We start from the raw sequence: 12,760 nt of genomic DNA on the forward strand, positions 1-12,760 counted from the left end.
CCGCGCACCGCAGCGGACGTCAACCGCGATGGACGCGCCGACATTGTCGGCTTCGCCAATGACGGGGTGTACGTCGCGCTGTCCACGGGCACTGGCTTCACTGCCGGCCAGTTCTGGCTTGGCGAGTTTGGCTACGATGCCGGGGGTTGGCGCGTGGAGAAGCATCCGCGCACCGTGGCGGACGTGAACGGCGACGGACGCGCCGACATCGTCGGCTTCGCCAATGACGGGGTGTACGTCGCGCTGTCCACGGGCACTGGCTTCACTGCCGGCCAGTTCTGGCTTGGCGAGTTTGGCTACGATGCCGGGGGTTGGCGCGTGGAGAAGCACCCGCGCACCGCAGCGGACGTCAACCGCGATGGACGCGCCGACATTGTCGGCTTCGCCAATGACGGGGTGTACGTCGCGCTGTCCACGGGCACCGGCTTCACTGCCGGCCAGTTCTGGCTTGGCGAGTATGGCTACAACGCCGGGGGGTGGCTCGTGGAGCAGCATCCGCGCACCGTGGCGGACGTGAACGGCGACGGACGCGCCGACATCGTCGGCTTCGCCAATGGTGGGGTGTACGTCGCCTTGTCCACGGGCACTGGCTTCACCGCCGGACAGTTCTGGCTCTACGAGTTTGGCTACAGCCAGGGCTGGCACGTGGAGATGCACCCGCGCACCGCGGCCGACATCAACGGTAATGGCCGGGCCGACATCATCGGCTTCGGCAACGATGGCGCGGACGTGCAACTGTACTGAAGCACCGGGAACCTCGTGCCGCGCGCTGTCGTCACGGCGCGCGGCACCTGTTCATCCCGCCGGGAGAACCGCCGCCTCCGCCAGCGCCTCCACCTCCGCGTGGAACGCACGGATGAGCTCATGTGGGTCTGGCATGCGTCCCACGTCCGCGGCCACGCCCACGGTCACCTGCCCGGCGTAGCTGAAGAGGCTCACCCCCAGGCCCAGGTGTCCGGCCTGGGGCACCCAGAACGTGAGCCCGCCCAGCTTCGTGCCCGCCAGGGATACGGCCTCGCGCGGGCCCGGCACGTTGGTGGCCACCAGCGTCGCCTTGGAGCCGAAGGCATCCACCATCGCCCGCTCCATGGCCGCCGGCGCGAACCCCAGCACCTCCAGCGCGCTGAACGTCACCACCGCCTCCGGCGAGCGCTTCACCTGCCCCATCCGCCGCGCCAACTCGAGCAACCGCCGCCGCGGCTCCTCGACGTGTACCGGCAACCGCAGGAACACCACGCCGAACCGATTGCCCAGCTCGCGCGGCACCGGCTCGTCCAGGGGCCGCAGGTTCACCGGCACCAGCGCGTGCACGTCCTCGGGCACCACGTCGCGCGCCTCCAGGTACCGCCGCAGCGCGCCCGTCACCGCCGCCAGCAGCACGTCATTCACCGTGCAGCCCAGCGCGCGCCCCAACGCCTTCACCCGCTCCAGCGGCACCGGGTCCGACCACGCGGCTCGCTTCTCCGTGCCCAGCGGCCCGCGCAGTGGCGTGCGCGGGTCCTGCGGAATCACCAGCACCTTCGTCGCCGCCGCCGCCGCCCGGGCCCCCTGGCGCATCAGGTCCCCCGCGAGGATGGGCTCCGCCGCCATCTCAGCGCCCTTGCGCAGCACCGTGCGCGCCGTCCCCGCCACCACCCTCGCCCGCCGCATCCACTTCGACAGCCCGTCCTCGGCCCGCCGCGATGGCTCGCGAAGCTCTGCGGCCACGCCCTCGTGCACGCCCTCGTCATCCGTGAGCGTCAGCAGCACCCGCGCCAGCGCGATTCCATCCGCGAGGCAGTGGTGCAGCCGGCACAGCAGCACGTCCCCGCCCTGCGCGCCCTCCAGCACGTGCAGCTGCCACAGCGGCCGGGAGCGCTCCAGCGGCGTGCTCATCCACTGCCCCACCAGCGTCTCCAGCGCCGCCCGGTCTCCAGGCGCCGGCACCGGGAGCCGCGACAGGTGCGCGTCCAGGTCGAAGTCCCGCGCCTCCTCCCAGTGCGGTCCGCCCAGGGGCCCCAGCACCACGCGCTGCCGGAAGCGCGGGTAGCGCTCCACCAGCCGCTCGCGCACCACCGCCTGGAGCCGCTCGAAGTCCAGCCGGCCCTCGAACCAGAGCACGGCGGTAATCATCATCAGGTTGGCGGGTTCCTCCATGTGGAACCACAGGGCGTCCACACTCGCCATCCGCTCCTGCGCCGCCATCGCTCCACGTCCCTCCCGCTGTGACAACCCGACTCGTGCTCAGTCGCCCATGGCGCGGGAGAACGCCGTCATCATGGCGACCCAGCCCACCAGCGATATACAGCCGAGGATGATGCCCGTGATGGCCTGCCCCTTGCGACCAATCGGTGGATGCGCGTTCGGGTTCACCCGGCGCAGGCCGATGACGGAGCAGATGATGGCGATGACGCCCACGCCGGGCACGAGCACCCCCAGGATGCCGAGGTAGAAGCCCGCCCTCGCCATCGTGTTGTTCATGTAGAGGTCCCACGCCTTCTGCAGCGTCTCGGCTGGAACCGGCTCCTTGAAGAAGAGCTTGTTGCGGGTGTCGTTGTAGATGCAGATGGCGATGGCCAGGGGCAGCACTCCGCGAGCAATCGCCACGGCCCCTTCCGTCGCCGCCCCGACGATGATGGAGCCCACCGGGACGAAGAGGAAGCCCAGGCGCGCCCAGGGCATGCCGAGCCAGAAGCACGCGCCCACCACGCCCGCCGCGAGGAGGAACAGCCCGAACAGCAGCGACTCCGCCGCGCCCACCGCGACGGTGATGCCTCCCAGGAGGATGTTGGCCACCGCGCCGAGGCCCACGAGCCACGCCCACGCATCGCGCTTGCCCCAGTACTTCAGCCGGAAGGCCTCCAGGTAGTCCACCTCCGGAAGCACCGCGCACGTGCCGCAGTAGATCTTGCCGTGCACCAGCTCGCGGTCTTCCGAGCAGTAGAACGTCCCGCACCGGGCACACGTCCCCAGGGCGGCCCGGTCCGGGTGGGTGTTGCACACGGCCCCCTCGGTGACGGGTGTGGCGGACAGCGGCTGCGCGTTCATGGGCTCCCCCTCGATGAGTCCCGAGACTTTCGCACAGCCGGAGCCGTCCCCGCGCTCCCCCCTCCCGCCTACTTCTTGCCCTCCTCCTGCGGCGTGCGGTCGAACTGGAAGGTCTGCTTGGTGGCGTCATCCACCATGAGTGTGAGCACCTCTTTCTCCAGGTCCCAGCGGTAGGTGCCGCCGCGGAACTTCAGCTTCTTGCGGCTCAGGGGGATGACGCGCTTGTCGCCACACACCGGACCCACCGCCTGGCCGTCCCGCGTGCGCAGCGTCAGCTTGTCCTTGTCGGACACCTCCAGCGTGCCCCAGGCGCGGACCACCAGCTTGTTGCCCTGGCCCAGCGTGGCCTCCTCCAGCGCGGTGCGCAGCACGAAGCAGCCGTTGGGCATCACCTGGAGCGTGCGCGCGTAGTCCGCGCGGGGCTGGGCCTCGATTCGCTCGGGCCCGCCGCTCTCCTCCTCGGGGAGGCTGGCGGCGGACAGCGTCCACAACCCCACCAGCTCCTCGGGCGGCTTCGCGGCCTGCACGCCCTGGCACGGGTCCGCCCGCTCCTTCTCCGGGCTGGGCGGGGCCGGCTCGAACGAGCGCTGGCAGGTGCCGCCACACGTGCGCTTCGAACACTGCGTGTCATCCGGCGCACAGCCCGCCTTCTCGGTGCAGGCCTTGAGCTTCGCCAGCGCGTTCTCACAATCCTCGCGCAGGCACTTGTCGACACACTCGGCGTCGATGCACTCGGCCACGCACGCCCAGTTGGTGGCGCCGCACACGCCGGCCACGGTGCGCGGGCGCTCGGAGGACGTCTGGGCGGCGGCGGGCAGCACGGCGCCCAGGGCCAGGGACAAGACGAAGAGGACTCGGGAAGAAGGCATGCCGCGGCGCAAGGTAGCCACGGTGCCTCCTCCGCTGGAGCCTCCCCTCCCCCACGCTGTCCACCCGCGAGCACTCCCGCTCGCGGGCCAGGCACTCAGGTGAACTGCCAGCGCCAGGTGCGCACGTCGCCGGGGTCCGCCATCTCCAGCTCGAAGGAGAGCGTCTCGAAGCGCTCGAACTCGCGCGAGTCCACGCGCAAGAGCGTCATGCCCGCGTGGTTCTGCCCGCGCAGCGGCGACACGTTGAAGGACAGCTCGGCGTCGAAGGCCACCTTGTAGAAGAGGCAGAAGCCGTCCACGCGCCCCTCCTCCACCACGGGCCGCGAGAAGCGCACCCGGTGCGGCAGGCCGTCGGCCGCCATCGTCTCCAGGTCGAAGGCGAAGGCGGGCTCCGGGTCGCACAAGAGGTGGTCCACCTCGTACGAGCGGATGACGCGCGTGAAGTAGGACGGGTTCATCGCCTCGCGCAGCGTCTGCAGGCAGCTGTAGTCCACGCTGGGGAAGCGCTGGCTCCAGATGAAGGGGATGCAGGCCTCGTCGCGCAGCTGCACCGGCTCCACGAAGACCTCGAAGCGGTTGGGAAGGATGCGCCCGCCCGGCTTCAGCATCCGGGTGCGCAAGTCCAGCATCCTCGGCACCAGGCCCGTTTCGAAGAGGGCCTCGCCCAGCAGCTCGTGCATCAGCACGTCCACCTTCTCCGGTGGGTGGTACTGCCAGGGGTGCGAGCGCACGAAGTCGATGTTCTCCAGCCCGTTGCGCCGCGCCACCCACTGCGCCGTGTCCAGCTGCCGCGAGCCGTCCACCGCGTACAGCTTCTTCGGGTGACGACTGGCCGCCAGGAAGGTGCGCAGTCCCGTACCGGTGCACGCGTCCATCACCACGAGCCCGGGCCGCACGTAGCGCTCACACGCGCGTTGCCACGCCTCCACCCGTTCCGGGTCGGCGAGCGCGTGGTCCTGCGGCGCCGGACTGGACAGCGCGAGGCTGTCCGGCACCACGTTGCGCAGCGGAAGCTGGGACACCAACGGCAGGTGGCTCAGACGAGAACGCAGGTCCATCAATGCCTGTCGAGGCAGGTCGAGCAGATTCGGCATGGTGGCATCCCCCCGGATGCTTGGATGTGTCGTGCAACGAAGCCGGCCCTCACGGGCACCGGGATTTCACACCATGCGGGAGTTCCGGAGTCCGGCCCATCCAGCCTGGGGGCAGTGGGATTGTCCCTGGCTGAACAGGTTCCGTCGCGGCTGTGCAACAGGTGTCAGGAAGACCCCGGTCGCGGGCGCAGCTTCGCGCCGAAGGCCAGGAGCCGCTCGCGCGCCTTCACCAGCTTCTCGCGAGGGATGGAGAACACCGCGCGGACGCGCTCCGCGTCGCCGCACCACGGGCCGCCATTGAGGACCACGTGCGTGTGCTCGTAGATGACGCGGGGCAGGTTCTCCGGCGTGAGGCGCACGCCGTCCACCTCGCGGCCCAGCCACGCCGACATGCGGGGCGCCAGGAAGAGGCCCCCCGCGTCCCCCGCGTCCGAGCGCCCATCCCCCGGCAGCGCCTCCGACAGCAGCGCGCGCTTCTCCGCGAGGTCGCGCCGCATCTTCGTCAGGAAGGAGCGCAGCGCGCGGTGCCGCGCCGGGTAGTGGAGCTGTCCGTCCGGGTTGCGCGCGTAGGCCGCGTACAGGTACGCCGCCGCGCGTGCCGTCACCAGGTGCAGCACGCCCGGGCCGCTGTCGCGCACCGCCGCCGACAGGGCCCTGTCGCGCGTGGCCAGCCAGCCCACGCGCAGCCCGCCCGCGGCGAACTCCTTCGACAGGCCGCCCACCAGCACCGTGCGGGCCCCCACGCCGGGCACAGCGCCCTCCAGCGTCACCGGGCTGTGCACCGTCTCCGCCGTGGGGCTGGTGAGATTCACGAGCCCGAAGATTTCGTCCGACACCAGGAGGCAGCGCTGCTCCACCACGTAGGTGGCCAGCGCCACCAGCTCCTCCTGCGCGAGGTACGTGCCCGTGGGGTTGGAGGGCTGTGAGACGACGACGGCGTCCGGCGCCCCGCCGCCCTGCCCCCGCCGCGCCAGCAGGGAGGACAGCGGCCCCTGCTCCACGTCGCAGCCGGCGGACACGAAGGTGGGCGGCAGCACGCCGTAGCACGGGGTGGCGAGGAACACGCGCGGCGCGCGCCCCAGCCGCCGGTGCAGCGCCACGGCGAGGTGGTGGATGAGTGGCCACACGCCCGGCGCCATCACCAGGTCCTCCGGCGCGTAGCGCACGGCGCGCGTCTCCAGCAGGAAGGCCGCCACCGCCTCCGTCAGCCCCGTCTGCGCGCCCGACTCGCGCGGCGCGGAGCCCGCGGCGATGAGCCCCTCCACCAGCGGCGCGGGCAGCGGACCCTCGTTCTCCCCGTAGTCCAGCCGCACCAGCTCCGGGTCATCCTCGCGGAACACCCTGGGCGCGAAGGCGGGGAAGCCCGCCAGCCGGGCGATGCGCTTCGAGCGGGGCAGCGGCACCACCGGCGCGCGCCGGGACGCGGGCGCCTCCGGCTCCGCGAAGGAGATGCGGAAGGACAGGAGGTCCGCGAAGGTGCGCTCGTAGAACCACTGCGCCAGCGTGCTGATGCGCGAGTACGTCACCTCCGCCGCCACCTCCAGGTCCGCGCGCAGCGGCTCCGGCACGGGGAGCAGCAGCGTCAGCTCCAGGTCCGGCCACACCGCGTTCTTGATGAGGCCGTAGAGCACCACGAGGTTGGGCGCGTGCGGCTCGCGCGCGAGGAACTCGAAGAGCGTGAGGGGCTCCACCTCGCCGGTGATGTTGAAGAAGGCGCTCTCGTCCAGCACCACCCAGATGCCCCGCCGCGCGGCCTCCGCGAGGATGTCTCGCAGCACCGCGAGGTTGGTGCGCTCGCCCTTCTCCACCGTCAGCAGCACCAGCTTCACGTCGAAGGCGGTGAGCAGCCGGCGCACCTCCTCCAGCGTGGTGTGCGTCACCGTGGCGCGCACGCCCGCCTTCTCCAGCGCCCGCGCGTAGAGCGGCTGCAGGTTGCGCGACACCAGCACCGCGTCGCCCGGGTCGCACGTGGCCATGAGCAGCGAGTACACGGCCTGCTCGCGCTCGGGCGCGACGAACAATTCTTCTTCCGCCAGCCGCAGCCCGAAGTAGCGCTCCAGGTAGCGCACCACGAGGCTCCGGAAGGACGCGTCGCCCGCCTCGTGCGCGTACGGCATCAGCGGGCCGCGCGCCAGCCGCGCCGCCAGCTCCGCGACGAAGCCGAGCTGCTCGGCCGACGCCGCGCCCAGGTCCAGCTCCTCCTGCAGCGAGGAGGCACCCAATTCGCGCAGGGCCGCGCGCAGGGCCAGCGTCTCGCGGGGCTGCGCGAGGTGCGCCTCCCAGACGGCCACCTCGTGCCACACCGGATGGCCCGCCTGCAGCCAGCCCAGCGCCGTGGCGGCGCGCAGCGGCTCGGGGCTGCGGGCCTCCATGAAGAACTCGAACTCGCGCCCGGTGCGCTGCTCCAGCGCCACCAGCGGGCGGATGTCCGTGTCCGCCGCCTGCATCACCCGCCGCGCCACGCGCACCCGGGTGGTGAAGCCGCGCCGGGTGAACATGCGCGCGATGATGGGGCGCCCCGGCCGGCCCGCGAGGTTGAGCAGCAGCCTCCCGCCCGGCGCCAGCCGCTCCGGCGACTCGTCCAGCAGCTTCGCGATGAGCCCCAGGCCGAAGTGGTCCTCGTAGACGTTCTGCAGCGTGCAGTAGTTGGACAAGTCATACAGCGCCTGCTCGTCCGCCTGGGACAGCTCCGCCGGCAGCTCCTCGCCGCGCAGCACCTGGGGGATGCAGCCCACCACGAAGTCCCACGGGGCCTGCGAGGGGACGCCCTTGAGCAGGTCGCTCTCCCCGAAGGACAGGCGCGACACCAGCGCCTCGTCGCCGTTGAGCCACGCGTTGCAGCGGGCCACCACCGGCGAGTGCGGGTTGAGGTCCGCGCCATGCACGTGCGCCAGCCGGGTGAACTTCGCCAGGGCGATGCAAATCCACCCCGAGCCCGCGCCCACCTCCACGAGCCGCTTCCCGGCGTACTCGTCGAGCGGCACGCTCAACAGGCCCTCCATGAAGGTGTAGGCCCACGCCTCGGGGGCGAAGATGGACGGCAGGAGGAACAGCTCCAGCCGCTCCTGGGACGCGCCCACCGCCACCGTCACTGTCACCAGCCGCAGCGGCGCGGTCTCCGGCTGGTGGCGCGAGGCCTCGGCCAGCTCGCGTAACTCCGTCAGCGCGCGCGGACGCCGGTCCGGATGGGACAGGTCTTCCGACAGCGCGCGCAGCAGGTGGAAGGCCTCGCGGGGTGTGGCGGGGTAGGTAGCCATGGCGCGCGGAATGTCGTGGTCCACCGCCCACCTGTCAACGTTGACCCTGGCGTCCGGACGTAACTCTTTGGCGCCCTGGGGCGAGTCAAGGAATCGGAGCTTCGCCGTAATTAGGGGTGTGCGGCCCGGAACAGGGGCTCGCCGGTGATGCATCGATGTCGCCAGGCCCGTGGATGGAACCCCGTAGTGGAGAGGGGGCAGTGATGGAGATGAACGTCTGGACGCCGGCCGTGGCCGGAATGCAGCAGTTGGGGGGAACTCACTCGCTGACGCAGCGCGTCTCGCGAGATCCGGCGCGGATGCGGTGGGAGGCGCAGCCGTGGAAGCGCCAGCTCCGCAATCCGGAGGAGTACGAGCACCCGGTGGCGCGTGAGGCGCTGGTGCAGGCGCTGATGGTGGAGGGCCACACGGTGGACGCGGAGGTGGCGCGCTTCGCGGGGGCGTCGGAGGACCGGGTCTGCATCAGCATCGCGCAGGTGGTGCGCTTCGCGGACACGCTGGCGCTGCGCATGGCGCTGGCCCGTACGGATGACCAGGTGCTGCAGCTCGCGCACCTGCGCCGCAACGCCGAGGAGCTGGCGGAGCGGATGATTGACTGGGCCAACGCCGGCCGCCTGTGAGGTGGCGGACGGGGTTGCCCCCCTGAGGAGGGTGTTGATGGTGAGGGCAGCCCGTCCACGACAGACGCGCCGTGCGGTGCCGCAGGCGCGTTCCACGAAGCCCGCCGGGCCCCGGGGCCACAAGCCCCGGGCCCATCCCCAGGGCACGCCGAGGCGTCAGGTGAGGCATTCGACGCCCGGGGGGAAGACGGGGGGCGGGCTGGCGCCACCCCGCTGGGTGCAGTAGCGAGTCTCGGACGGGAGACACTCGGGGTGCCCCTGGGGGCGCGTCATCCTTGACAGCCCCGGAGCACGGCTGTTCTCACGGGGGCATGTTCTCCTCGCTCGTCCTCGCGGCCACCCTGGCCGCGGCTCCCGCTCCCCGCTCCGCCTCGGCGGCGCAGACCGTGGTCCATGTCCCCCAGCTGGATGCGATGGGGGGCCTGTCCGCCTTCCTGGCGCGTGCGGGCACCCACTCGGCGATGCTGCGGCCCGAGGCCTGGCGCGCGGAGCTGCACCCCTTCCTCGTCATCGACCCCACGAAGCCGGAGACGCTGTCCGCCTCGGGGCTGGACCCGGCGGGCCCGGCCACGGTGTCGCTGCGCGCGGACGGCCGCGTGTCCTGCATGCGCGTGAAGGACGCGAAGACGTTCCAGGCGAAGGCCGCCGAGGCGATGACGGCGGCTGGTGGCGCGGACGTGAAGCCCACCACCTCCAAGGGCGTGACGTCGGTGAGCGTGAAGCGCTCGGCCGGCGGGGCCATGGGCTACGCGCTGAAGGGCACGGAGGTGTGCGCCTTCGGAGCCATCGACGAGGCGGGGGCCGCGCTGCTGAAGGAGTCGGTGAAGCTGGTGGGCAAGGCGCCGGCGCCGGACGCGCGGCTGGGGAAGGTGCCGGGCGCGGCGTACCTCGCCACGGGCGGCACGGTGGTGGGGCTGGACGGCACGGGCAACGTGCTGAAGGTGGAGGGCACCGCGGTGAAGCTGCCGCTGCCGCCCTTCCAGGCGAAGGGCACCAGCCCCTACGCGGCGATGCAGCCCACGGGGATGCTCTTCTCGCGCGTGGCGGTGGCGCCCGCGGGGGTGCAGCAGGCGGTGGGCTCGCTGCGCGCGACGATTCAGGCCGTGTGCCCCGAGTGCCCGAAGGAGCAGGTGCAGTCGGTGGCGGACGCGGTGGCGAAGCAGCTCACCGGCAACCTGCTGGTGAACATGGACAACGTGCAGGTGCGCGGCTCGCTGCGGGCGCCGGAGGTGCGCTTCTTCTCGGTGAAGCAGGCGCTGGCGGCGGAGGTGACGGACGCGGCGGCGGTGAAGTCCGCGCTGGCGCCGCTGGGCAACTTCCCGGGCGCGAAGACGCTGGCGGATGGCTGGGCGCTGGCGGTGAAGGGCGGCAGCGTCTTCGTGCGGCTGAAGGACAAGCAGCTGGTGGTGGGCAACGACGAGGCGGTGACGCAGGCCACGCTGGCGGCGCTGCCGGCGGCGGGCGCGAAGCAGGAGCGCGCGGCGGACTTCACGCTGGACCCGCAGAAGCTGGCGCGCGGGCTCGGCCAGGTGGGCCTGTCGGACGTGCTCGCCGACGAGCAGCTCGCCGCCCTCTTCGCCGTCAGCTCCGAGCTGGGTCCGCTGCTGGAGCGCAGTGAGCGGATTACGGGGTGGATGGACAGCGCCCCCGGCGGGGCGCACCGGTTCTCCATGACGTGGACGCTGCCGGAGTCGAAGTAGCGCGAAGGACCGGGAGCGGCCCTACGCCGGCCGCTCCCGCTGGAAGCTTTGAAGCTCAAGCTGAGCAACTCACTCGGTGAAAGGCATCACACGCCGCAGGACTCGACTTTGAGCAGTGTCTCGCGCAGTGATGCAGAGCAACATGTGCAAGAAGCATGTGGATGCTTCACCGCGTCGACGGTACGCCAAAGCCTTGAGGGGTTCATATCCACCCAGCCCGAGTCGGTGCCTACCATGCATGGGCGGCCAAACCCTGCTCCGCACTTCGACGTTGTGCCTCATATGCAGCCTCGGCAGACTCTGGCTCTTCCCTGGTCCTATCGGGTCCTCGCCCCGCCTCGCGCTCAATGGCCAAGTTCCTCGACACCACTGGCGTCTCGTATCATCTTCAAAAGTTGATCAATAAGGCGAACGAGAAACTCATTCTCGTCAGCCCCTACCTCAAAATCAATGAGCGACTGAAGTCAGCGCTTCTCGACCGAGACGTCTTCAAAATCGACATCCGTATCATCTACGGAAAGAACGAGCTCCAGCCGTCCGAAGCCGAGTGGATTCGCAGCGTCAAGTCCGTCCGCCTGAGCTACTGCAAGAATCTCCATGCCAAGTGCTACCTGAACGAGCACGAGGCCATTGTCACCTCGATGAATCTCTATGAGTTCTCGCAGGTCAACAACACGGAGATGGGGATTCATGTCACCAAGACAGAGGACCCGGCGCTGTACCAGGAGATATGGGACGAGGTGCAACGCGTCCTCCGGATGAGTGAGGAGGTTCAGATCTCCATTGAGCGGGTGAAGCCCGAGACTCCGACAGAGGCTCTCGCGCCTGCTGCCGCCGCGTCTGCTCCTGCGAGGACACGAGCAGAGCAGCCCACCCCAGGACAGCCCACGGGCTACTGCATCCGCTGCCAGGAGCCCATCCAACTGCGCCCAACCCACCCCTTCTGCCGGGCTTGCTTTGACGACTGGGATGGAGACGAGGAAGAGCCCGAGATGCATTGCCACGTCTGCGGGAACGAACACTCCGCCACCAAGCTCAAACCGTCTTGCTACCCGTGCTTCAAAGCGAACCGCAATCGTCTCGACTGGCCTATGGGCTGACCCGCGCTCGCTGAAGACATTCAGGCCCCATTCGCCAGACCCCCAGGAGCGTCGGTTGGCGTTGTCGACCGATGCTCCTGAGTCTTGTGGGGCACCGTAACGGGCATCACCCTGCCTACGCCGGCCGCTCCCGCTGGAAGCCCCGCGCCTGACGCTCGCGGCGCTCCACCCGGGATTCGTACAGCATCAGCCCGCGCTGCACGTCGGCCACATCGATGGTGCCCGCGAGCGTCCCATCCGCCGTCACCACGGCGAGCTGCGGCACCTCCTTCTCCGCCATGCGCCGCAGGGCCGTCCACCCATCCTCCTCCAGCCCCACCGTCTCCACCGGCAGCATCAGCTCCCGCGCGGCGCGCGTGGCCCGCTCCTCGTCCGGCACCGTGCTCAGCGTCTGCATCTCCACCCAGCCCACGGGCCGGCCGTCCTCCGTCACCGGCAGCATCAGCCGCCGCTCCCGCCGCAGGGCCCACATCGCGTCCCACAGGGACGACGTGGCGTCCACGCCCCCCACCCGCGGCGTCATCAGCGCCGACACCGGCACCCGCTCCAGCGTGGCCTTCATCCGCGCCTGTCGCGCCTCGCCCTCCGCGCCCAGGTAGATGAACACCGCGATGACCAGCAGGAACGGGTTGAGCGACAGCACGCCCCACACGCCGAACAGCACCGCGAAGCTCCGCCCCATCACCGAGGCCACCTTCGTCGCCCGCAGCACCCCCAGCCTTCCTGTCAGCGACGCGCGCACGATGCGCCCTCCATCCATGGGGAACGCCGGCAGCAGGTTGAAGAGCCCCAGGAAGAGGTTGAGGCTCGCCAGGTAGAAGCACGCGAACTGGAGGTTGAAGGAGAACGTGTCCTTCAAGAGCCACGTCACCGCGCCGAACCCCGCCGCCAGGAAGATGCTCGTCAGCGGCCCCACCAGCGCCATCAGTGCCTCGTCCCGGGGCCGCGGCGGCGCCTCCGTCAATTCCGACACGCCGCCCACCATCATCAGCGTAATCGAGCGCACCCGGCCGCCCCGCGCCAGCGCGTAGAGGGTGTGCGCCAGCTCGTGCACGAACACCGAGGCGAACAGCCCCACCGCCACCCCCAGCCC

10 protein-coding genes are annotated in these 12,760 nt (G+C 70.7%); 4 read left to right on the forward strand and 6 right to left on the reverse strand.

All coding sequences use genetic code 11. The features are described 5' to 3' along the window. Positions 1-744, forward strand: a 744-nt coding sequence (locus HG543_RS43795) for an FG-GAP repeat domain-containing protein (RefSeq protein WP_169350902.1), incomplete at its 5' end; no start/stop codon positions are given. A 51-nt stretch (positions 745-795) separates the two neighbouring features. On the opposite strand, the gene HG543_RS43800 is transcribed toward HG543_RS43795, so the two are convergent. The 5 genes from HG543_RS43800 to HG543_RS43820 all read right to left on the reverse strand — a co-directional run bounded on the left by HG543_RS43800 (position 796) and on the right by HG543_RS43820 (position 8,247). Beyond that, positions 796-2,184 (reverse strand): WS/DGAT/MGAT family O-acyltransferase, encoded by a 1,389-nt coding sequence (locus HG543_RS43800; protein WP_169350903.1) that lies wholly within the window; start codon positions 2,182-2,184, stop codon positions 796-798. Positions 2,185-2,223: 39 nt separating this feature from the next. Further along, entirely contained in the window at positions 2,224-3,027 is an 804-nt protein-coding gene (locus tag HG543_RS43805; RefSeq protein WP_169350901.1) for a DUF4190 domain-containing protein, read from the reverse strand. 68 nt (positions 3,028-3,095) lie between these two features. Beyond that, positions 3,096-3,917: a hypothetical protein gene (locus tag HG543_RS43810; protein ID WP_371876571.1), complete on the reverse strand. Its 822-nt coding sequence runs from the start codon at positions 3,915-3,917 to the stop codon at positions 3,096-3,098. A 74-nt stretch (positions 3,918-3,991) separates the two neighbouring features. After that, complete coding sequence (locus HG543_RS43815; RefSeq protein WP_169350904.1) at positions 3,992-4,990, reverse strand: class I SAM-dependent methyltransferase; 999 nt, start codon at positions 4,988-4,990, stop codon at positions 3,992-3,994. Between the two features lie 164 nt (positions 4,991-5,154). Beyond that, complete coding sequence (locus tag HG543_RS43820) at positions 5,155-8,247, reverse strand: aminotransferase class I/II-fold pyridoxal phosphate-dependent enzyme (RefSeq protein ID WP_169350905.1); 3,093 nt, start codon at positions 8,245-8,247, stop codon at positions 5,155-5,157. A gap of 203 nt (positions 8,248-8,450) precedes the next feature. On the opposite strand from HG543_RS43820, the gene HG543_RS43825 reads away from it, so the two are divergent. The 3 genes from HG543_RS43825 to HG543_RS43835 all read left to right on the forward strand — a co-directional run bounded on the left by HG543_RS43825 (position 8,451) and on the right by HG543_RS43835 (position 11,667). Beyond that, a complete protein-coding gene (locus tag HG543_RS43825; RefSeq protein WP_246357729.1) occupies positions 8,451-8,867 on the forward strand; it encodes a hypothetical protein in 417 nt (138 codons plus the stop codon). A gap of 311 nt (positions 8,868-9,178) precedes the next feature. After that, complete coding sequence (locus tag HG543_RS43830; protein WP_169350907.1) at positions 9,179-10,567, forward strand: hypothetical protein; 1,389 nt, start codon at positions 9,179-9,181, stop codon at positions 10,565-10,567. 347 nt (positions 10,568-10,914) lie between these two features. Then, positions 10,915-11,667 (forward strand): phospholipase D family protein, encoded by a 753-nt coding sequence (locus HG543_RS43835; RefSeq protein WP_169350908.1) that lies wholly within the window; start codon positions 10,915-10,917, stop codon positions 11,665-11,667. Positions 11,668-11,782: 115 nt separating this feature from the next. Here HG543_RS43835 and HG543_RS43840 read toward each other — a convergent pair. Next, positions 11,783-12,760 (reverse strand): site-2 protease family protein (locus HG543_RS43840; protein WP_169350909.1); only part of this gene is annotated, 978 nt, incomplete at its 5' end.

This window comes from Pyxidicoccus fallax, assembly GCF_012933655.1.
GTDB lineage: Bacteria > Myxococcota > Myxococcia > Myxococcales > Myxococcaceae > Myxococcus > Myxococcus fallax.